At 18.1% G+C, this 21,861-nt stretch carries 22 protein-coding genes; 8 read left to right on the top strand and 14 right to left on the bottom strand.

Going from position 1 to position 21,861, the window contains the following annotated elements; genetic code table 11:
- Positions 1-73: 73 nt before the first annotated feature.
- The 6 genes from cgtA to rplM all read right to left on the bottom strand — a co-directional run bounded on the left by cgtA (position 74) and on the right by rplM (position 4,161).
- Positions 74-1,087: an Obg family GTPase CgtA gene (cgtA, locus tag GJT89_RS02215; RefSeq protein ID WP_168894904.1), complete on the bottom strand. Its 1,014-nt coding sequence runs from the start codon at positions 1,085-1,087 to the stop codon at positions 74-76.
- A gap of 97 nt (positions 1,088-1,184) precedes the next feature.
- Positions 1,185-1,454 carry a 50S ribosomal protein L27 gene (gene rpmA, locus GJT89_RS02210; RefSeq protein ID WP_168894903.1) on the bottom strand — a complete coding sequence of 90 codons (270 nt, stop codon included), beginning with the start codon at positions 1,452-1,454 and terminating at the stop codon, positions 1,185-1,187.
- A gap of 10 nt (positions 1,455-1,464) precedes the next feature.
- Positions 1,465-1,782: a 50S ribosomal protein L21 gene (rplU, locus tag GJT89_RS02205; RefSeq protein ID WP_168894902.1), complete on the bottom strand. Its 318-nt coding sequence runs from the start codon at positions 1,780-1,782 to the stop codon at positions 1,465-1,467.
- Between the two features lie 127 nt (positions 1,783-1,909).
- The gene (murA, locus tag GJT89_RS02200; protein WP_168894901.1) at positions 1,910-3,172 is read right to left on the bottom strand and encodes a UDP-N-acetylglucosamine 1-carboxyvinyltransferase; all 1,263 of its coding nucleotides are present in this window, start codon (positions 3,170-3,172) and stop codon (positions 1,910-1,912) included.
- Positions 3,173-3,311: 139 nt separating this feature from the next.
- Complete coding sequence (rpsI, locus tag GJT89_RS02195; protein WP_168894900.1) at positions 3,312-3,710, bottom strand: 30S ribosomal protein S9; 399 nt, start codon at positions 3,708-3,710, stop codon at positions 3,312-3,314.
- A gap of 28 nt (positions 3,711-3,738) precedes the next feature.
- Entirely contained in the window at positions 3,739-4,161 is a 423-nt protein-coding gene (gene rplM, locus GJT89_RS02190; RefSeq protein ID WP_168894899.1) for a 50S ribosomal protein L13, read from the bottom strand.
- A 215-nt stretch (positions 4,162-4,376) separates the two neighbouring features.
- On the opposite strand from rplM, the gene argR reads away from it, so the two are divergent.
- Positions 4,377-4,856, top strand: a complete 480-nt coding sequence (argR, locus tag GJT89_RS02185) for a transcriptional regulator ArgR (protein ID WP_425484084.1) — start codon at positions 4,377-4,379, stop codon at positions 4,854-4,856.
- 19 nt (positions 4,857-4,875) lie between these two features.
- Here the strand turns inward: argR and serS are convergent, their stop codons facing one another.
- The gene (gene serS, locus GJT89_RS02180) at positions 4,876-6,159 is read right to left on the bottom strand and encodes a serine--tRNA ligase (RefSeq protein WP_168894898.1); all 1,284 of its coding nucleotides are present in this window, start codon (positions 6,157-6,159) and stop codon (positions 4,876-4,878) included.
- A gap of 149 nt (positions 6,160-6,308) precedes the next feature.
- Here serS and trxB point away from each other — a divergent pair, with 149 nt between their 5' ends.
- Positions 6,309-7,277 (top strand): thioredoxin-disulfide reductase, encoded by a 969-nt coding sequence (trxB, locus tag GJT89_RS02175; RefSeq protein ID WP_168894897.1) that lies wholly within the window; start codon positions 6,309-6,311, stop codon positions 7,275-7,277.
- A 53-nt stretch (positions 7,278-7,330) separates the two neighbouring features.
- Here the strand turns inward: trxB and infA are convergent, their stop codons facing one another.
- From infA to ppa, 5 genes are all read right to left on the bottom strand, one after another.
- The gene (gene infA / locus GJT89_RS02170; RefSeq protein ID WP_168894896.1) at positions 7,331-7,549 is read right to left on the bottom strand and encodes a translation initiation factor IF-1; all 219 of its coding nucleotides are present in this window, start codon (positions 7,547-7,549) and stop codon (positions 7,331-7,333) included.
- Positions 7,550-7,580: 31 nt separating this feature from the next.
- A complete protein-coding gene (locus GJT89_RS02165; RefSeq protein ID WP_168894895.1) occupies positions 7,581-9,326 on the bottom strand; it encodes an ATP-binding cassette domain-containing protein in 1,746 nt (581 codons plus the stop codon).
- 27 nt (positions 9,327-9,353) lie between these two features.
- Positions 9,354-11,075, bottom strand: a complete 1,722-nt coding sequence (locus GJT89_RS02160; protein WP_168894894.1) for an ATP-binding cassette domain-containing protein — start codon at positions 11,073-11,075, stop codon at positions 9,354-9,356.
- A 58-nt stretch (positions 11,076-11,133) separates the two neighbouring features.
- Complete coding sequence (gene eno, locus GJT89_RS02155) at positions 11,134-12,381, bottom strand: phosphopyruvate hydratase (RefSeq protein WP_168894893.1); 1,248 nt, start codon at positions 12,379-12,381, stop codon at positions 11,134-11,136.
- Positions 12,382-12,662: 281 nt separating this feature from the next.
- The gene (ppa, locus tag GJT89_RS02150; protein WP_168894892.1) at positions 12,663-13,205 is read right to left on the bottom strand and encodes an inorganic diphosphatase; all 543 of its coding nucleotides are present in this window, start codon (positions 13,203-13,205) and stop codon (positions 12,663-12,665) included.
- A gap of 174 nt (positions 13,206-13,379) precedes the next feature.
- Here ppa and rpoZ point away from each other — a divergent pair, with 174 nt between their 5' ends.
- On the top strand, positions 13,380-13,631 hold the full coding sequence (rpoZ, locus tag GJT89_RS02145) for a DNA-directed RNA polymerase subunit omega (protein ID WP_168894891.1): 252 nt from the start codon (positions 13,380-13,382) through the stop codon (positions 13,629-13,631).
- Between the two features lie 37 nt (positions 13,632-13,668).
- Here the strand turns inward: rpoZ and gyrB are convergent, their stop codons facing one another.
- Both gyrB and dnaN read right to left on the bottom strand, forming a co-directional pair.
- Entirely contained in the window at positions 13,669-16,080 is a 2,412-nt protein-coding gene (gyrB, locus tag GJT89_RS02140) for a DNA topoisomerase (ATP-hydrolyzing) subunit B (RefSeq protein WP_168894890.1), read from the bottom strand.
- A gap of 38 nt (positions 16,081-16,118) precedes the next feature.
- Entirely contained in the window at positions 16,119-17,246 is a 1,128-nt protein-coding gene (dnaN, locus tag GJT89_RS02135; protein ID WP_168894889.1) for a DNA polymerase III subunit beta, read from the bottom strand.
- A gap of 173 nt (positions 17,247-17,419) precedes the next feature.
- On the opposite strand from dnaN, the gene rpmH reads away from it, so the two are divergent.
- The 5 genes from rpmH (at position 17,420) to mutM (ending at position 21,846) form a co-directional block, all read left to right on the top strand.
- Positions 17,420-17,575, top strand: coding sequence for a 50S ribosomal protein L34 (gene rpmH, locus GJT89_RS02130; protein WP_168894888.1), 156 nt, complete (start codon positions 17,420-17,422; stop codon positions 17,573-17,575).
- 5 nt (positions 17,576-17,580) lie between these two features.
- Entirely contained in the window at positions 17,581-17,925 is a 345-nt protein-coding gene (gene rnpA / locus GJT89_RS02125) for a ribonuclease P protein component (RefSeq protein WP_168894887.1), read from the top strand.
- 110 nt (positions 17,926-18,035) lie between these two features.
- Complete coding sequence (gene yidC / locus GJT89_RS02120) at positions 18,036-19,670, top strand: membrane protein insertase YidC (protein ID WP_168894886.1); 1,635 nt, start codon at positions 18,036-18,038, stop codon at positions 19,668-19,670.
- Positions 19,657-21,024 carry a tRNA uridine-5-carboxymethylaminomethyl(34) synthesis GTPase MnmE gene (mnmE, locus tag GJT89_RS02115; RefSeq protein ID WP_168894885.1) on the top strand — a complete coding sequence of 456 codons (1,368 nt, stop codon included), beginning with the start codon at positions 19,657-19,659 and terminating at the stop codon, positions 21,022-21,024. Before yidC ends, mnmE begins: the two co-directional genes overlap by 14 nt.
- Before the next feature lie 6 nt (positions 21,025-21,030).
- Entirely contained in the window at positions 21,031-21,846 is an 816-nt protein-coding gene (gene mutM / locus GJT89_RS02110) for a bifunctional DNA-formamidopyrimidine glycosylase/DNA-(apurinic or apyrimidinic site) lyase (protein ID WP_168894884.1), read from the top strand.
- The last annotated feature ends 15 nt before the right edge of the window (positions 21,847-21,861 follow it).

Genomic DNA, 21,861 nt, shown 5'->3' with positions numbered 1-21,861 from the left:
TTTTATAATCCAAATAAAATTACACAAATATGTTATATTATTCTTTAATACAATAATTAATAAAATTAAATTTTTAATTATATAAATATTGAAAAATATCTGTACATAATTTTTTAATTCCAATATCTTCTTTAGAAGATATTAAATAATATTTTTTTATAAATTTAAAATTTAATAATATATTATTAATATAAAGTTTTAAATCATTCATATTATCAAATAAATCAATTTTATTGAAAATTAGCCATTGATCTTTTAAAAGAATTTTTTTATTAAATTTTTTAATTTCAAAATTAATAGTATTTATAGCATTAATGATTTTATCATGATTATTAATTATTGATATATCTATAAAATGTAGTATTAAATTACAATATTTAAAATGTTTAATAAAATTTAAACCTAATCCTTTACCAATTGAAGATTTTTTTATAATACCTGGAACATCTAATATCGAAAAAAAATTATTATTAAATTTATTTTTAACAGTACCTAAAACAGGTTTTATTGTTGTAAAAAAATAATCACCAATCTTAGTATTAGCAGAAGATATTTTTTTTATAAATGTTGATTTTCCTGTATTAGGAAAACCTAATATACCTATATTTACTTTTAAATATAATTCTAATTTTATTCTTTTTTTTTCTCCTAAACTACCCTTTGTTCTTTTATATGGAGTTCTATTAATAGAAGATTTAAAATTAATATTTCCTAATCCACCTTTTCCTCCTTGTGCAATTAAAAAAATTTGATTATTTCGATCAAAAAATATAAGAGTTTTTTTTTTTTCTATATCAATAATTTTTGTTCCGATTGGAACTTGAATAATTAAATTTTTCCCATTTTTTCCTGTACGTTGACAATTTTTACCATGTGATCCGTTTTCAGATATATAATTATTTTGACAAAAAAAATTAGTAAGTGTGTTGATATTATTATTAGATATAAAATATATATTACCTCCTTTACCTCCATTACCTCCGTCAGGACCTCCTTTGGGTATATATTTTGCACGATGAAAACTAATACATCCATCTCCTCCTTTACCTGATTTTATATATATAATTGCTTTATCAAAAAATTTCATTATAACTCCATATAAAACAAAAAATAATATATAAAAGATATATATATATTTAAAACATATAAAATATCTAATATTTTAAAATATTTATTTAAATTTTTTATTTATTAAAATGATTTTTTATAACATTAATATATTTTTTTTTCTTAAACCCTTTTTTTGTAAACTTAACAATACCGTTAATTTTTGAAAATAAAGTATGATCTCTACCACAACCAACGTTATTTCCTGCATGAAATTTAGTTCCTCTTTGTCTAATAATAATAAATCCAGATTTTACTTTTTCTCCACCAAAACATTTAATACCTAATCTTTTCGCATGAGAATCTCTTCCATTTCTAGAGGATCCTCCAGCTTTTTTATGTGCCATAAAAAAATTCCTATTTTAAATATTGAATTTTAATAATTTTAATATTAGTAAATAATTGACGATGACCTTGCGTTTTTTTATAATGTTTTCTTCTACGAAATTTAATTATTTTAATTTTATTTTCTTTCCCATGTAAAATTAATTCTGCTATTATTTTAGCTCCTATAATAATAGGAGTACCAATATTTATTTTATTTTTATCATATATCATTAAAATATTTTTAAATTCAATATTATCACCAATTTTTCCTTTAATTTTTTCTAGTTTAATAATTTGTCCTTGAATAACTTTATATTGTTTACCACAACTATCAAAAATAGCATACATGCTATCATCCTTATAAAATAATTTAATTTTAATCTATATAATTAAAATTATAAAATATAATAAAATATAATAAAATAATTAATAAAAAATATTATCTTAATTATTTTATTATATTTTAATATTTATATTAATTATTCTTTATTCTTTTAATATTTGCACCTAAAGATATTAATTTTTTTTCTATGGTTTCATAACCACGATCAATATAATTAATATTATTAATAATAGTTTTTCCAGAAGCAATACAACCAGCTAAAACTAAACTTATTGAAGCTCTTAAATCTGTTGCTACAATTTTTGCACTATAAAGTTTCTTGACTCCTTTACAAATTACTTGATTTTTTCTAAAAAAAACGTTTGCTCCCATTTTTATTAATTCATGTATATATAAAAATCTATTTTCAAAAATAGTTTCTGTTACTTTACTTTTACCTAATGCAATTAAATTTAATAAAGTAAATTGTGGTTGAATATCAGTAGGAAAATTAGGATAAGGTCCTGTAATTATATCAACTGCTTTAGGTTTTCTATTTTTCATATTAAGACTACACCAATTTTTACCTGTCTTAATTTCTGCACCAGTATATTTTAATTTTTTTAATACAATATCTAAATTTTTAGGATTAGTTTTTTGACATAATATTTGTCCTCCAGATATAGCAGCAGCTATTAAAAAAGTTCCTGTTTCTATTCTATCAGATATTATTTTATAAATACCTCCTTTTAATTTAAAAACACCTTTAATAATTATTTGATTTGTACCAGCACCTTTAATTTTAGCTCCCATAGTATTTAAAAAATTAGCTAAATCTTTTATTTCAGGTTCTTTTGCTGCATTATCAATAATAGTTATTTTGTATGCATAAATAGCAGCTAAAATAATGCTAATAGTAGCTCCCACACTACTTTTTTCCATTATAATATGAGAACCCTTAAATGTTTTATTTATATAAGCATAAATATTATCATTTTTTATATAAATTTTAGCACCTAATTTTTTTAAATATTTAATATGTAAGTCAATAGGTCTTGTTCCAATAGAACATCCTCCAGGTAAAGATATTTTAATTTTACCTAAACGACTTAATATTGGACTTATTAACCAAATTGAAGCTCTAATAGATTTAACCAAATTTTTAGGAATAACATAATAATCATATAAATTATTTGCATTTATTATTAATGATTTTCCTTTTTTTATTTTTACTCCTAAATGTAAAAGTAATTTAATAGCGTTATCTATATCTTTTAATTTGGGTATATTTTTAATTTCTACTGATTCATCTATTAAAATAGATGCAAATAAAATAGGTAAAGCAGCATTTTTAGATCCAGAAATATTTATTTTTCCTTTTAACTGAACAGGACCTTTTATAATAAATTTATCCATATTTATTCTCGGAAAAACATTCATAAAAAAGATTAAAATTTATAATTTTAAATCTAATTAATTTATAAATATTAAAATTATTTTAATAAAATTTTTTATAAAAAAATTTACTGTAATTAATAGTTATAAAAATTAATTTTTAACGTTTTGAAAATTGCGGACTACGTCTAGATTTTTTAAATCCTACTTTTTTACGTTCTACTTTACGATCATCACGAGTTATAAAACCTATTTTTTTTAGATCTTTTCTAAAAAAAGCATCATATTTTATTAAAGCTCTAGTAATTCCATGTCTAATAGCTCCTGCTTGTCCAGAAATACCACCTCCTTTTACAGTAATATATAAATCTAATTTATTATTCATATTTATTAATTCTAAGGGTTTTATAATCATTAAACGATGTGTATTTCTAACAAAAAAAATATTTATATCTTTTTTATTAATATTAATTGATCCATTACCTTTTTTAATAAATACCCTAGCCGAAGAACTTTTTCTTCTTCCTGTACCATAATAATAATTAACAATATTTTTCATTATTTTACATCCTGATAATAAAAGATAATTAAATATTTAAAATGTATTTTTTTTGAGCAATATGTTTATGAATTTTACCTTTATAAATTTTTAATCTTTTTAACATTAACATTCCTATTTTATTTTTAGGTAACATACCTTTAATTGAATGTTGAATTATTTTTTGAGGGTTTTTTTTAATTAATTGTTCAAAAGATATTTTCTTTAATCCTCCAGCATATCCACTATGACTAAAATAAAATTTATTTTTATTTTTTTTCCCTGTAATTTTAATTTGTTCAGCATTAATTACAATAACATAATCACCTATATCAATATAAGGTTTATATAAAATTTTATGTTTACCCATTAAATAATAGGTAATTATACTAGATAATCTTCCTAAAATTTTTTTTTTTGCATTTATAAGATACCATTGATGATGAAGATTATTTTTTAAGATATTATTCATATTGTATATTTATCCAAAACATAAATTTTAATAAAATTAAATTTTTTTATATATTATTAAATTTTTTAATAAAAAAATATAAATTTTTATTAAAATATGATAATATAGTTACGCTATAAATGCAATTAGTCTTTTTAAATTTTAATAAATTTAGTAAATAGTAATTTTATTATTTTAAATAAATAATTTTTGCTTTTATTTTATTGGTGATTTTTATGGGAATAATTTTTACAAAAAAAAAAGAGGATAATTTAGTTAAAATATTTAAAAATTTAATTAAACAAGAAAAATTTAGTACACAAACTGAAATTGTAAACGCTTTACAAAAAGAAGGATTTAATAATATTAATCAATCTAAAGTATCTAGAATGTTAACAAAATTTGGAGCAGTAAGAATTAGAAATACTAAAATGGAGATGGTTTATTGTTTTCCTTTAGAGTTAAGTGTACCAAATACAACTAGTCCACTAAAAAATTTAGTTTTAGACATTGATTATAATGATGTTTTAATTATTATTCATACAAGTCCTGGAGCTGCTCAATTAATAGCAAGATTATTAGATTCTTTAGGAAAACCAGAAGGAATATTAGGCACTATTGCTGGAGACGATACTATTTTTGTAGTACCTACTCGTTTATTTAAAACTATTCATCTATATAATTCTATACAAAATTTATTTAAACAAAAAGTATAAATAAAAAATAATAAAATTATTATTTTATATGTGTTATTCCTTTCATATATGACTGTAATATTTTTGGTATAATAATTGTGCCATCTTCGAGCTGATAATTTTCCATTATTGCAGCTAATGTTCTTCCTACTGCAAGTCCTGATCCATTAAGAGTATGTATAAAATTAATTTCATTATTTTTTATTTTTCTATATCTTGCTTTTATTCTTCTAGATTGAAAATCCCACATATTAGAACAAGAAGAAATTTCATAATATTTATTTTTTGATGGAAACCATACTTCTAAATCATATGTTTTACTTGAAGAAAAACTCATATCTCCTGTACATAATAACATTTTTCTATAAGGTAAATTTAATAATTGTAATATTTTTTCTGCATGTTGAGTAATTTCTTCTAAAGTTTTTATCGAATTTTCAGGTTTAACTAATTGTACTAATTCTACTTTATCAAATTGATGTGTACGTATTAAACCTTTATCATTTTGTCCATATGAACCAACTTCAGATCTAAAACAAGTACTATGAGCTACTAATTTTAACGGTAATATTTTTTCTTCAACAATTTTATTATTTAATAAATTAGTTAATGGAACTTCTGCTGTTGGAATTAAAAAATATTCACATTTATTTTTATTTTTAAAATTTTTTATTTGAAAGAGATCTTTATTAAATTTTGGTAATTGTCCAGTTCCATATAAATTTTTTTTTTTAACTATATATGGAACATATATTTCTTTATAACCATGTCTATTAATATGTATATCTAACATAAATTGAATAAGAATACGATGTAAATATGCTATTAATCCTTTTAAAATAATAAATTTTGATCCACTTAAATTTACAGCTGATTCTATATCAATTCCTTTATTTAAAATACCTAATTCTAAATGATCACGTACAAGAAAATTATATTGTTTTATATTACCCCATTTCCCAATTTCTTTATTTTCACTACTATTTTGACCAATAGGAACATCTTCTAATGGTAAATTAGGTATCATACTATAAATTATATTTATATCTTTTTTTACACTATCTAATGTAATTTTATATTTAGATATTTTATTATTATAATTGATTACTTTTTTTTTTAATTTAACAATATTATTATTATTTTTTTGTGATAAAATTTTAGAAATTTGATTTCTTTTTACTTGTAAAAATTCCATTTTTATTTGTAAATTTTTTCGTTTTTTTTCTAATTTTTTTATTAAATTAATATTTAAATCAAAATTTCTTTTTTTTAAAATATTATAAACATAATCAATATTATTACGTAATAATTTAACATCCAACATAATAGTTTCCTATACTAAATATTAAATAATTAGGTATTATAATATAAATATATAAAATAATATAAATTTATTTTATAAACATAGTATATTATGTATTATTTAATTCTAATATATAAAATATTATTCATGATAATAAAAAATAAATAAATATGAAAAATACAAAAAAAACAAAACTTCTTATTTTAGGTTCTGGTCCTGCTGGCTTTACTTCAGCTATATATGCTGCAAGAGCAAACTTAAATCCTATTTTAATAACTGGAAAAAATATTGGAGGACAATTAATACAAACATTAAATATAGAAAATTGGCCAGGAAATTTTCCATATATAACTGGATCAAAATTAATGAAACAATTAAATGATCATGCTGTCTATTTTAATACTAAAGTTATTAATGATACAATAATAAAAATTATTAATTTTAAAAAATCTCCTTTTATTTTAGAGGGAAATTTATTTAATTTTATTTGTAAAAGTATTATTATAGCAACAGGATCATATCCAAAACTTTTAGGTTTATCTTCTGAAAAAAAATTTTTAGGTAAAGGAATATCCTATTGTGCTGTTTGTGATGGATTTTTATATCGAAATAAAATAGTTTCTGTTATAGGAGGTGGAAATACTGCTTTAGAAGAAGCATTATATTTATCAAATATTTCTTCTCAGGTACATTTAATACATAGAAAAAATTATTTTACTGCAGAAAAAATATTAATTCAAAAAATTGAAAAAAAAATAAAAGATAAAAAAATAATTTTACATGCTCCTTATGTAGTAAAAAAAATATTAGGTAATCATACTGGAGTTACAAATATAAAAATTATTTCCCTTAATAATCAAAGTACTGAAATAATACCCGTATATGGTATATTTATTTTAATAGGTAGTATTCCTAATACTAGTTTATTTCAAAAAAAATTAAAACTTAATAAAAAAGGTTATATATTAACAAATCATTATAAATTAAATCATAAAAATTTTTTTACACAAACGAATATTCCTGGAATTTTTGCTGCTGGAGATGTTATGGATCATATTTATAGACAAGCAATAACATCAGCAGCTACAGGATGTATGGCTGCATTAGATGCACAAAAATTTTTAAATAAAAACGAATAATAATTAATTTTTTATTAAATTAGTTATTAACTTAAAATTAAATTTAAAATTTATTAACGACTACGGAAAATAATTCTACCTTTTTTTAAATCATATGGAGTTAATTCTACAGTTACTTTATCTCCTGTTAATATACGAATATAATTTTTTCTCATTTTTCCAGATATATGAGCAGTTATTATATGACCATTTTCTAATTTCACATGAAAAATAGTATTAGGTAATGTATTTAATACTACTCCTTGCATTTCTATATTATTTTCTTTAGACACAAAAATTCCTTATTATTATAAATATATAAAATTATACTATATTATTTTTTATAAAATTCCAATAATAGTTCTTTTTTTTTATTAAATTACTAAATTTACCTTTTTTAATTAAATAACCATTTTCTATAAAATAGATACAATCTGCTTTTTTTAAAATATTAATATTATGAGTAATAAAAATAATTGTTTTATTATAAAAAATAGAAAATATTAAATTCATAATTTGATTAGATGCTAAAACATCTAATCCTTCAGTAGGTTCATCTAATAAAATTAAATTTCCATTATGTATTATAGTTCGTGCTATGCCTAATTTTTTTAATTCTCCTCCAGAAATAATTTTACCTCCATCTCCCATCCATAAATCTAATCCTTTTTTATTATCTAATAATTTTTCTAAACCTACTAATTTTAAAATTTTTATTAAATAATTATCATTAATATGTTTATTATTTTGATTATTTAAAAGAATATTATTTTTTAATGTATCACTTAAAAGATATACTCTTTGGCTTATAACACTAATATTATTTCTTAATAAGAATAAATCCCAATTTTTTAAATTATATTTATTATAATAAATATTACCTTTAAAAGGGTCCCATGCTCTTGTTAATAACATTAATAATGTAGATTTACCACTACCATTATGTCCAGTTATAATTATTTTTTGTTTTTGTTTTATATTTAATGATATATTTTTTAATACATATGGAGATTTATTATTATAACGAAATGATAAATTTACTATATCTATAGTTAAAATTTTTTTTTTTTTATATTTATTTTTATTTGTAAAATTAATAAGAGGTTTTTGTTCTATAATATTAAATATATTTTTAGCTGATAAAAATATTTCACTAATATTTTGAAAAATATTACTTATAGGAAGTAATATATTAGATAATGAAGTTAAAAATAATAAAAATAAAATAATTTTATGTTTTATATTTATATTATAAGAATATATATGACTATAAATTATAAATAATAATATACTAATATTAATAATAAAAATTATTAATACTTGAGATTGAGTATTATATTTATTCTGTATAAATTGTATTTTTTGCCATTTAAATTCTAATAAATCTATTTTTTTAAATATATATTTAATATTATTAAATAATCTATGTTCTATACGATATGATAAAAGGTTACTTATAGTAAAATAATATTTCTTTTTTATTTTTATATTTTTTTCCCCTATTATTTTCCCTTTTTTATAAAAATATACTGAATATAATAATATTAAAATAATAAAAATACTTAATGACATTAAAGAAAAAAAAAAATTTAAAAAAATAAAATTTATAAAAATTATTAATATTGTAATAAAAACACTAAAAATAGGTGAAATTATTTGTATATATAAAAAATCTAATGTTTCGATATCAGAGACTAACATATTTAATATTTCAATATTTTGAAATATAGTTAAATTAGATGGATATAAAGGGAATATTTTTTTTAAAATTAAAATCCTTACACTTTTTAATAAATATAAAGTAGTATTATGTTGAATTATTTTTTCAAAATATTTTGTAATAATTTTTATTATTGAAATAATTCTAATAATAATTGAAGGTATAATATAGTTATAATATATGAAATTATTTTTATTAATACTTAATAAAAAAGTAGAGGTTAATAAATAACCAGATATTATGGATAATATAATATATAATAAATTATTAATTATGGATAAAATAATACCTAAAAAAATTTTTTTAATATATTTTTTATAATATTTCAAAAAATATAATAAATAAAACATTTTTAAAAACTCCTTTTTTAGGAAAATTTATTTTTTTAATTTTGGATATATTTTTTTAAAAATTTTACCATTTTTCATATACCAAATTTCATCATAATAATTAAAATTATATATTTTATGGGTAATAGTTATACTAATATTAAAAGATGAAGTATTTTTTTGTATTACTTTCATAATATTATGTTGACTTTTCATATCAATATTACTTATAGGTTCATCTAATAATAATAAAATACCATCTTTTATTAAAGATCTAGCAATGACTATTCTTTGTATTTGTCCAATTGATAAGCATGAATTTTTTTCATCAATAATTGTATTTAATTTATCAGGTAATTTATTTATAAAATTCATTATACCAATTTTTTTGATAATTTCTTTTATTTTTTTTTTTTTTATTTTTTTATTAAAAAATAAATTTTTTTTAATTGTTATATTAGGAAAAAGTCTAGGATTTTGCATAATACATGATATTTGTTTATACCAATTATATAAATTTATATTTTTAAATTCTATATTATTAATTTTTAATGATCCATTATAAGGTATAAAACCTAATAAAACATTAAATAATGTTGTTTTACCGCATCCATTAGTCCCACTAATAATTATATTTTTTTTAGAATTTATTTTAAAAGAAATAGGACCTATTAATATATCACCTATTTTATTTTTAACTATTAAATTTTTAGCTTCTATTTTTATTTTTTTTGTTTTTTTAAAGAAAAAATTATTTTTAATATTTATATTAGTAAATTTTTGATTATTTAATAATTTTATAATATTATCAGCAGCACTAATTGCTTTAGATTTAATATGATAAAGTATTCCTAAATTATTAAAATTTTGAAAATATTCAGAAATTAAAATTAATATAAAAAAACCATGAAATAGTTCAATATTTTTATTATAAAATCCAAAATTTATTATATTTAAATATGTGAAACTAAAATACATAGCTACAAATGCTAAAGAAATTGTAGTAAAAAATTCTAAAATTGCAGAAGTTAAAAAAACAATTTTTAATATTTCAATATTTTTTTTTCTAAATTGTTCAATATATAATGATATTTTTTTTATTTCTATTTTTTTTAAATTAAATAAACGAATAATTTCTATTCCTTTTAATCTATCAAGAAAAAATCCATTTAAAAGTGATAATATTTTAAAATTTTTTTTATTTTTTTTTATAGTTTGTTTACCAATCAATATTATAAAAAAAATAATTAATATACTAATAATAATAAGTAAAAAACCTGTTATCCAACTAATAAAAAATATATTTATTAAAATTATTAAAGATGTTATTTTAACAATAAAAAATTGAGGTATATATTTTTGATAATAATTTTGTAAATATTCTACTTGATCTATAATTAAAGACAAATCAGATCCTAACATATTATTTTTTAAATGTTCATAATATTCATGTAATAATTTATTTATAATTTTTTTTCGAATAATATTTTTTATTAATTGACTATAATTATAATTAGTTTTATTAATTAATAATGTTATTAATGGTCTAGTAATAAAACAAGAAAATAATATTATATTATAATAAAAAATTAGATTTTTTTTTTCTTCAATAAAGAAAGATTGTACTTGTTTAGCTAAAATCCAATTTTGAATTATAATTATAAAAATATTAATAATATTTAATAAATATGATATTTTTAATAAATTTTTAGCAAAAAAACTTTGTTTTTTTAACCAATATATTATTTGTTTTTCTTTGTATTTTTTCATAAAAAATATTAATTTTACTATGTTGAGTGAAAACACAACATAGTTTATAAAAATTATTTTATAATTTTTCTTCAATTCTAATTAATTGATTATATTTTGAAATTCTTTCAGAACGACTCATAGATCCAGTTTTAATTTGTTCAGCATTAGTACCAACAGCTAAATCAGAAATAAAAGAATCTTCTGTTTCTCCTGATCTATGAGAAATAATAATTTTATATCCTGTTTTTTTTGCTAATTTTATTGTAGATAAAGTTTCAGTAAGAGAACCAATTTGGTTTAATTTTATTAAAATTGCATTAGCAACTTTTTTTTTTATACCTTTTTTTAAAAATTTAGTATTAGTAACAAATAAATCATCTCCTACCAATTGGATTTTATTTCCTAATAATTTTGTTTGATAAATAAAACCTTCCCAATCTGATTCATCTAAACCATCCTCTATAGAGGAGATAGGATATTTTTTTGTTAAATTTAATAAAAAATGTGTAAATTCTTTCGAAGAAAGACTTATATTTTCACTATGTAAATTATATTTACCATTATAATATAATTCAGAAGCAGCACAATCAATAGCAAAAGTAATATCTTTACCTAAAATAAATCCAGCATTTTTAATAGCTTCTGCTATTAAATCAAATACTTCACTATTATTATTTAAATTTGGAGCATATCCTCCTTCATCGCCTACTGATGTAATCATTTTATTTTTTTTAAGAACATTAAATAAATGATGAAAAATTTCTGAACCATAACGTATTGCTTCTTTTATATTCTTTGCACTAATAGGTTGTATCATAAATTCTTGTATATCTAAATTATTATCGGCATGTTTTCCACCATTAATAATATTTATCATAGGTAATGGCATAAAAAATTTTTTTGATGTATTATTAATAATACCTATATACTTATATAATGGTATATTTTCAAATAATGCTGCTGCTCTAGCATTAGCTAGAGAAACAGCTAAAATAGTATTTGCTCCAAAATTAGATTTATTATTAGTATTATCCATATTAATCATAATATTATCTATATATGATTGATTTAATGAATTTTGATTAAATAAATATTTATTAATAGTAGTATTAATTATATTAATAGATTTTAAAACTCCTTTACCTAAAAATCTTTTTTTATTTCCATCACGTAATTCCACTGCTTCTTTAGATCCAATAGAAGCACCAGAAGGAACTGAAGCAATTCCTATTATTCCACTATTTAAATGAACTTCTGCCTCAATAGTTGGATGTCCTCTAGAATCAAGAATTTCTCTACCTATAATTTTTTTTATTTTAGACATTATGATTCCTTAATTTATAAAATATATATAAATATATTAAATTATTAAAATTTTTTTTAAATATTAAGCAATTTTATAAAAAATTTACATATTTATTCATAAATAATAATTCTTTTATAAAAAATATAAATATTAAAATATTAATTTTAAAAAATTTTAACATTAATAAAATTTTCTTCATTAATTACTTTTAATAAAATATATTTTTAGTAAAATTTAATTAAATTATAATATAAAAAATGTTTATATTAAATTTTTTTAAAATAAATTTTCAAAAAATATTAATAATTAATATTTTTTTTTTTAAATTTATTAATAGAAAATAAAATTTCTTCATGTGTTTTTTTTAAATTTTCCCAACCATTAATTTTACACCATTTTTCTTTTTCTAAATCTTTATAATGTTTAAAAAAATATATAATTTGTTCTTGTATTAAAATAGGTAAATCTTTTATTTGTTTTATTAAACAATATTCTTTAGAAATTTTTTTATGTGGTACTGCAATTATTTTTTTATCATCACCAGATTCATCTAACATATTTAATAATCCTATAGGACGACATCTAATTACAGAACCAGGTAAAATTGAATATTTGGTTATAACAACTACATCTAAAGGATCTCCATCTAAAGATAATGTATTATTTATATATCCATAATTAAATGGATAAATTATTGGAGTAGGAATAAAGCGGTCCACAAATAATATTCCATTTTTTTTATTAACTTCATATTTTATTGAATTTGAGTTTAAAGATATTTCAATTATTACATTAATATCATTAGGTATCTTTTTTCCAGAAGAAATATTATTAAAATTCATATTTAATTACCTTAAATTATATTTAAAATATTAATATTAATTATTGTATATTTTAAATATGTTAGATTATAATATAAATATAATGATTTTTATATATATAAAATATATACATATTTTATATTCTAAATATTTTTATATAAAATATAAAATTAATAGTTTTAATAAAGAAAAAATATGGCTAGAATTACAGTAGAAAAAGCAGTTAAAAAAATAGGTAATAGATTTGATTTAGTTATTATTGCTTCAAAAAGAGCAAGACAAATACAAATAAGAGGTAAAATTCCTTTATTAGAAGAAAAAAATGATAAAACAACTATTTTAGCATTAAGAGAAATTGAACAAGGATTAATTAATAATAAAATACTTAATAAGTATGAAAAAAATATAGAACAAAGATTTCAAACAATGAATTTACATAATTATTAATTTTATTTAAAATAATTTTATTTTAATTTCAAATAAATTAGATATCAATATTTATTACTTGTGATGCGTGATTTTTTATAAATAATCTTCGAGGTTCAACTTCGTCACCCATTAAAGTTGAAAATAATTGATTAGCTTTTTCTGCGTCTTTAATTGTTACTTTTAACATACTACGAGTTAAAGGGTTCATTGTTGTTTCCCATAACTGATTTGGATTCATTTCACCTAATCCTTTATATCTTTGTATAGTAAAACTATTTCTAGATTCTTTTAATAACCATTTAATTCCTTCTTCAAAAGAATTAATATTTTTATATTTTTTATTTTTTTTTATATAAGAAATTTTTTTATTTTTTAAGGAAATTAATTTATCTCCTAATAAAAATATTTTTTTATATTCTGTACTAATAAAAAAATTATTATCTAATAAATATCTATTTTTGTTTCCATATTTATTTTCATAAATTATAGGTTCAAAAATATTTTTTTCTATATTTTTATTAATTGATCCTGTAAATGTAATATTCATTAAATTATTATTTAAATATAAAAGTAAATTATCTAACCATAATTTGACATTATCATAATTATCAAATTTACTTAATTTTAAATTATATAATAATGCATAGAATATTTTTTTTAAAAAAATATATTTAGAAAATTTTATAACTTTTTTAACAAAATTATATTCTTTTGCTAAAATCCATAATTTTTTATTAGATAATGTTTTTTTTGTTTTTTTAAAATAAAAAATTGCATTATTTAATGCTATTTTTAATTTATATAAAGTCATTTCTTCATCATTTTTAATATATAATTTTTGATTACCTTTCCTTATTTTATATAAAGGAGGTTGAGCTATATATATATATCCTCTTTCAATAATTTTTGGCATTTGTCTATAAAAAAATGTTAATAATAAAGTACGAATATGAGCCCCATCTACATCTGCATCTGTCATAATAATAATATTATGATATCTTAATTTTTCTAAATTATATTTTCCAGAATTAATATTACAACCTAATGCAGTAATTAAAGTAATTATTTCTTGAGAAGAAAGAATTTTATTAAATTTAGCTTTTTCAACATTAAGAATTTTACCTTTTAATGGTAAAATAGCTTGGTTTTTTCTATTTCTACCTTGTTTAGCTGATCCACCAGCAGAATCTCCTTCTACTAAATAAATTTCAGATAAAGCAGGATTATTTTCTTGACAATCTGATAATTTTCCTGGTAGTCTTGATATTTCTGTAAAATTTTGATTTTTTATTATTTCTCTAGTTTTTCTTACTGTGTCTCTTATTTTAGCTGCATATATAATTTTTTCTATTATATTTTTAGCATCTCTAGGTTTTTCTAAAAGAAAAAACATTAATTGTTGATTAACATAACATTCAACTAATGACTTTACTTCTGATGATATTAATTTTTCTTTAGTTTGAGAAGAAAATTTAGGATTCATAATTTTAATAGATATAATTGCTATTAATCCTTCTCTAGTATCTTTTCCTATTATATTTATTTTCTTTTTTTTATTATAACCTTCTTTATCTATATATGAATTTAATGTGCGTGTTATAGCGGATTTTAATCCTGATAAATGTGTACCTCCTTGTATTTGAGGTATGTTATTAGTGAAACAATATATCTTTTCTTTAAAAGAATTATTCCATTGCATAGCTATTTCTATATTAATAGAACTATTTTTTGTATAACAATAAAAAATATTTTTATGAATAGGATCATAATTTTTATTTAAATATTTAATAAATTCTTTTATTCCTCCCATATATTGAAAAAAATCGTATTTGTTATTTTTTTCATCAGTTATAGAAAGAAATAATCCTGAATTTAAAAATGATAATTCTCTTAATCTTTCAGATAAAATTTCATAATTAAATACTTGAATTTTATTAAAAATATTATAATTAGGCCAAAATCTAATATGAGTACCTGTATTATTAGTAATTCCTATTATTTTTAATCTATCTTTTGGAATACCATTATAATAAAATTGTTTATATAATTTTCCATTTCTTTTTATAGTTAATTCTAATTTTTTAGATAAAGCATTTACTACAGAAATACCTACACCATGTAATCCCCCAGATAATTTATATGATTTATTATTAAATTTTCCTCCAGCATGTAATATAGTCATAATTACTTCAGCTGCAGATATTTTTGCTTCTCTATGTATTCCAGTCGGTATTCCTCTACCATCGTCAATAATAGAAATAGAATTATCATTATGTATGATGATATTAATTTTTTTACAAAAACCTGCTAAAGATTCATCTATTGCATTATCGATAACTTCAAAAACCATATGATGTAAACCTGTACCATCATCTGTATTGCCTATATACATACCTGGTCTTTTTTTTACAGCATCTAAACCTTTTAAAATCTGGATACTTGATGAACTATAATATTTATTATTCAAATTAAACTCTCACATATTTTTATATTTTAAATAAAATTTTAAATTTTCATGGGCATAATTAAATAAAATTTATTTTTATCACTATTATCTTCTATTCTAATACTAGAAATATTATTAATAAAAGATATTTTAATAATATCACCATCTAATACATTTATTACATCAATTAAGTAACTAATATTTATTGATATATCAATATCACATTTTATTTTGTTATTATGTTTATCTATTGTTAATATTTCTTCAGCTGTTTCATTATTAATATTAATACTAAAAATTTTTAATTTATAATTTTTAAATGATAATGTTACTCCTTTAGTATTATTATTAACAAGAATAGAAATTCTATATAAAGCATTTTTTAAAAAAATACGATTAATATTAATTGTTTTATCAAATGTTTTAGGTATTATCTTAAGATAATTAGGAAATTCATTTTTTATTAGTTTAGATGTAAATTTTAAATTATTGAAAATAAAACATATATTATTGTTATTAATTTTTATATTTATTAATTCATCAGTATTTTTAATTAATTTAGATAATTCAAATATGCTTTTACGTGGTACAATTATAGCATAATTATTAATTATTTTTGTATTAGAAATATAAGTAGTATAAATTGATAAACGATGTCCATCAGTTGATACAATATTTAAAATATTATTTTTAATTTTTAATAATAAACCATTTAAATATTTTCTTACATCATTATTTGCTATTGAAAAATAAGTAGAATTAATAAAAGTTTTTATTAATTTATGAGTAATATTAAATTCTATATCATGTTTAAAAAAATTTATTTTAGGAAAATTATATATAGGAAATGTAGTTATTGTAAAAAGACATTTCTGTGATGATATTATAGCTTGATTTTTATTAAATAAAATTTTAATATCTTTATTTTTAGGCAAACTATAACATATATTATAAAATTTTTTTCCTTGTATAGTAATAGAATATTTTTTTTTATTAAATTTATTATTTATAATAGATATTATTTCTATTTCCAAATTGGTACTTTTAAAAATAATCATTCCATTTTCTAAAAATTCTATTAAAATATTATTAATAATTGGTAATATAGAATGATTAGTAATAATATTTGTAATATGTTGTAATGGTTTTATCAATAATTCACGATTAATTATAATTTCATGATCCATAATTTTTTATTTTCTAATTAAAATATATAACATAAAACACTATCATTATAATAATAACATATAAAAAAAGTATATTAGTAGTATTAATTTAATTTTCAAAAAAAAATATATAAAAACTTTTTTTTGTGTAATAATAAATTATATATAAATAATATATATAGGTATAAATTTAAATGAAACGTACTTTTCAACCATCGATATTAAAAAGAAAAAGATCTCATGGTTTTAGAATTAGAATGAAAACACATAATGGAAGAAATATTATAAATCGTCGTCGAGTTAAAAATCGTATTTATTTAACAGTATCAGATAAAATTAAATTTAAATAAAAAAAGTGAGTAATTTAAAATTTTCTAAAAATAAACGTTTAACTTCATTAGATTATAATTTTATATTCAACAAACCAAATAAAATAAAAAATAGATATTTTACTATTTTAAGTCATGTAAATAAATTACAATATTCTAGAATCGGTATTATTATACAAAAAAAAAAAATAAAAAAAACAAATATTAGAAATAAATTCAAAAGAATTATTCGTGAATATTTTCGCTTAAATCAACGTATATTTTATAATATGGATTATGTTATTATTATCAATAATAAAAATATTTTAAAAATAAATAATTTTTATTTTAAAATATATTTAGAAAAAATATGGAATATTTATAAAATATAACTAATTATTTTAAAAAAATTTATTTGAGAATTTTATTATTATTATGAATAATAATTTATTTTTATTTTAATTTACAGTATAAATTTTAATAAATTAATGTGAGATTAATAATGTGTTCTAAAAACAATTTTATTTTAATCATTTTTTGTTTGTTTAGTTGTACAATTTTATATAATTGGGGAAAAATACATAATTATACAAAAAACAATACAAAATTAATTATCAATAAAAATATTCTTAATCATAAAAATTACAAAAAATTTTTTAATATAACTAAAAAAAATAATATTGTAATTAAGACCGATAAATTTCTCTTATATATTAATCCATACGGAGGTAATATTGAAAAAGTATATTTTCTAAATTATTCAGATAAATTAAATTCTAAAAATTTTTTTACTTTATTAAAAAATAAATCTGATTTTATATATCAAATTAAATGTGGTATTCTAAAAGAAGATAACTTTAAAAAAATTGAAGATATTTATAAAAATGAAAAATTTTTTTCAAAAAAAAAATATTTTTATTTAGGAAAAAATAAAAATATATTAAAAGTACCTTTAATTTTTAATAAAAAAAATATTTTATATGTAAAAATGTTTACCTTTATAAAAGGAAGTTATGCAATAACTGTTAATCATCAGATTTTTAATAAAACATTAAACCCTATTTATATATCTGTATTTGGACAAATAAATCATTCTAATAATATACCTAAAAAATATTTGGAAAAAAAAAATAATATTTCTATTAAAACATTTAATGGTATAGCATATTCAACTGAATATAATAAATTTAAAAAATATAAATTTTCTAATATTAAAAAAAATAAAAATATTAATATTTATGCTAAAAATGGATGGATAGCTGTATTACAACAATATTTTACTTCAGCTTGGATTATTCCTAATTATTCTAAAAAAAATAATATATATATAAAAAATATATCTAATAATATTACAAGTATTGGATTTAAAACTTCTAATCATTTAATTTTATCAGGGGGGAAAAAAATTTTCTTATCAAAATTATGGATAGGTCCTAAAATATCAGAACAAATGTCAAAAGTAGCTCCATTTTTAGATTTAACTATCGATTATGGTTTTTTATGGTTTTTATCCAAACCATTATTTAAATTATTAAATTTATTATTTAAAATAATAGGAAATTGGGGTTTTTCAATAATTTTAATTACTATAATTATAAGAATTATAACATATCCATTATCAAAACAACAATATGTTACTATAGCTAAAATGCATTTTTTACAACCAAAAATTAAAAAAATTAAAGAAATATTTGGTAATGATAAAAAACGTTTTAGTCAAGAAATATTATTATTGTATAAAAAAGAAAAATTAAATCCATTTTCTGGTTTTATACCTTTTCTTATACAGATGCCTATCTTTTTAGCATTATATTATGTATTAACTAATGCTATAGAACTAAGACATACTCCATTTTTATTTTGGATTCAAGATTTATCTTCAGAAGATCCATATTATATATTACCAATATTAATGAGTATTAGTATGTTAATTATTCAAAAAATTTCAAAAAATAATTATGATGATGATCCTATACAAAAAAAAATTGCATATATAATACCTATTTTTTTTAGCCTGTTTTTTTTATGGCTTCCTTCTGGATTAGTTTTATACTATATAGTTAATAATTTAATAACTATATTACAACAAAAATGGATATATCATATAATAAATAAAGAACATTATGGAAAAAAATAAATATACAATAATAGCTAGAGCAACTCCTTTAGGTCAAGGTAGTATAGGAATTATAAGAATATCTGGTCATAAAGTTTTAGCAGTGATAAAAAATATATTAAAACTTAATTATATAAAACCAAGATATGCACACTATTTACCTTTTTTTTATAAAGATAAAATTATAGATAAAGGTATTGTATTATTTTTTCCAAAACCTCATTCCTTTACAGGAGAAGATATTTTAGAATTACAATGTCATGGAGGTATTATATTATTAGATTTATTAATTAATAATATTATTAAAATACCCGGTATTAGAATTGCTTCTCCAGGAGAATTTTCTAAAAGATCATTTTTAAATAAAAAAATTGATTTAACTCAAGCAGAAGCAATTACTGATATTATTTCAGCTAATTCAAAAGCTGCAGTATTTTCAGCAATGAATTTAATGAATGGAAAATTTTCTTTATTATTGAAAAATTTTTCAAATATTATTACTAATTTAAGAGTAAAAATAGAATCTTTTCTTGAATTTGATTATCAAATTAATTTTTCTATTTTTTGTTTTAATATTAAGAATATATTAAAAGAATTATTAAATAATTTAATAAATATTCAAAGATATGTTAATAATGGAATAAGAATTAAAGAAGGAATTAAAATAACTTTAATTGGACCCCCTAATTCTGGTAAATCAAGTTTAATGAATATGATTACTGATAAAAATATTTCTATAATTACTAATATTCCTGGAACAACTAGAGATATTTTACATGAAAATATCTATATAAATTCTGTTCCTATAGAAATAGTTGATACTGCTGGTATTCGTAATACTGATAATAAAATTGAAATTTTAGGAATTAAAAAAACTTTTGAAGAAATAAAAAAATCTCATTATTTATTTTTAATAGTAGATGATAGAATATCTGAAAAAAATCTATCAGAAATGATCAAAATTAAATTAAAAAAATTTATAAAAAATATTCCTATGATTATTTTACGTAATAAAATAGATATGACAAATAATACTCCAGAATTAACAAATAATTGTAATTATGTCACTATAAGGTTATCAATTAAAAATAATAAAGGAGTTTCATTATTAATGAATTTTATTAAAAAAAAAATTATATATACTAATAATAACGAAGATCAATTTACAGCTAGAGAAAGGTATGTAGATTCCTTAAATTATATACATAAATTTTTAATAGAAAGTCAAAAAAATTTTTTAAAAACAAATTCTATAGAATTATTATCTGAAGATTTAAGATTAATACAAAAAGAATTAAATTCTATTACTGGAGAAAAATTTACTTCTAAAGATTTATTAAAAAATATTTTTTCTCAATTTTGTATTGGTAAATAAAATTTTATGCCTGAACTACCTGAAGTAGAAGTTATTAAAAATATGATAAAACCTTTTTTAAAAGGTAAAATAATTAATTATTCTATTATTAGAAATAGAAAATTAAAATATTTCATTTCAAAATATATAATAAATATAAAAAATCAAAAAATTTTTGATATTAAAAGAAGGGGAAGATATATTATTATAATTTTATTAAACAATACAATTATTATACATTTAGGTATGACAGGAAAATTATTTTTAATACATAAACAAAATTTATCATATAGTAAACATGATCATATTGATTTAATTGTTAATAATAATTTAATTTTACGTTATACAGATATTAGAAAATTTGGTTTTTGGTTATGGGAAAAAAAAAATTATAAAAATAATATATTTTTACAGAGATTAGGTCCTGAACCATTAGAAGATTCATTTAACAATATATATTTATATAATATTACACAAAAAAAGAGTATTTTTATTAAAATAATATTAATGAATAACAATATTGTAACAGGGATAGGTAATATTTATGCAAATGAATCATTATTTTTATCTAGAATATTACCTACAAGAAAATCAAATACTTTAACTTTTAAAGAAATTACATTTTTAGTTAAAAATATTAAATTTATTTTAAATAAATCAATTAAACATGGTGGTTCTTCTATAAGTAATTATAATCAACCTAATGGAAATGTAGGTAATTTCTATAAATATTTTTTTGTATATGGTAAAAAAGATAAGTTATGTAAAATTTGTAAAAAAAAAATTATTAGAATTTTTTTAAGAAAAAGAAGTACTTTTTTTTGTAATAAATGTCAAAAATAAATTTTTTATAATAAA

It is taken from the genome of Enterobacteriaceae endosymbiont of Donacia versicolorea (assembly GCF_012570965.1).
Classification (GTDB): Bacteria; Pseudomonadota; Gammaproteobacteria; order Enterobacterales; family Enterobacteriaceae.
This window is presented reverse-complemented; position numbering and strand designations above follow the sequence as displayed.

Excerpts from the sequence above, each read along its gene's own strand:
- mnmE (WP_168894885.1), top strand. The coding sequence starts at position 19,657 with ATGGAAAAAAATAAATATACAATAATAGCTAGAGCAACTCCTTTAGGT.
- rpoZ (WP_168894891.1), top strand. The coding sequence starts at position 13,380 with ATGGCTAGAATTACAGTAGAAAAAGCAGTTAAAAAAATAGGTAATAGA.
- argR (WP_425484084.1), top strand. The coding sequence starts at position 4,377 with ATGGGAATAATTTTTACAAAAAAAAAAGAGGATAATTTAGTTAAAATA.
- dnaN (WP_168894889.1), bottom strand. The coding sequence starts at position 17,246 with ATGGATCATGAAATTATAATTAATCGTGAATTATTGATAAAACCATTA.
- rplM (WP_168894899.1), bottom strand. The coding sequence starts at position 4,161 with ATGAATAATATCTTAAAAAATAATCTTCATCATCAATGGTATCTTATA.
- serS (WP_168894898.1), bottom strand. The coding sequence starts at position 6,159 with ATGTTGGATGTTAAATTATTACGTAATAATATTGATTATGTTTATAAT.
- GJT89_RS02165 (WP_168894895.1), bottom strand. The coding sequence starts at position 9,326 with ATGTTTTATTTATTATATTTTTTGAAATATTATAAAAAATATATTAAA.
- mutM (WP_168894884.1), top strand. The coding sequence starts at position 21,031 with ATGCCTGAACTACCTGAAGTAGAAGTTATTAAAAATATGATAAAACCT.
- yidC (WP_168894886.1), top strand. The coding sequence starts at position 18,036 with ATGTGTTCTAAAAACAATTTTATTTTAATCATTTTTTGTTTGTTTAGT.
- rplU (WP_168894902.1), bottom strand. The coding sequence starts at position 1,782 with ATGTATGCTATTTTTGATAGTTGTGGTAAACAATATAAAGTTATTCAA.
- cgtA (WP_168894904.1), bottom strand. The coding sequence starts at position 1,087 with ATGAAATTTTTTGATAAAGCAATTATATATATAAAATCAGGTAAAGGA.
- rpmA (WP_168894903.1), bottom strand. The coding sequence starts at position 1,454 with ATGGCACATAAAAAAGCTGGAGGATCCTCTAGAAATGGAAGAGATTCT.
- ppa (WP_168894892.1), bottom strand. The coding sequence starts at position 13,205 with ATGAATTTTAATAATATTTCTTCTGGAAAAAAGATACCTAATGATATT.
- trxB (WP_168894897.1), top strand. The coding sequence starts at position 6,309 with ATGAAAAATACAAAAAAAACAAAACTTCTTATTTTAGGTTCTGGTCCT.
- rpsI (WP_168894900.1), bottom strand. The coding sequence starts at position 3,710 with ATGAAAAATATTGTTAATTATTATTATGGTACAGGAAGAAGAAAAAGT.
- eno (WP_168894893.1), bottom strand. The coding sequence starts at position 12,381 with ATGTCTAAAATAAAAAAAATTATAGGTAGAGAAATTCTTGATTCTAGA.
- murA (WP_168894901.1), bottom strand. The coding sequence starts at position 3,172 with ATGGATAAATTTATTATAAAAGGTCCTGTTCAGTTAAAAGGAAAAATA.
- rpmH (WP_168894888.1), top strand. The coding sequence starts at position 17,420 with ATGAAACGTACTTTTCAACCATCGATATTAAAAAGAAAAAGATCTCAT.
- GJT89_RS02160 (WP_168894894.1), bottom strand. The coding sequence starts at position 11,075 with ATGAAAAAATACAAAGAAAAACAAATAATATATTGGTTAAAAAAACAA.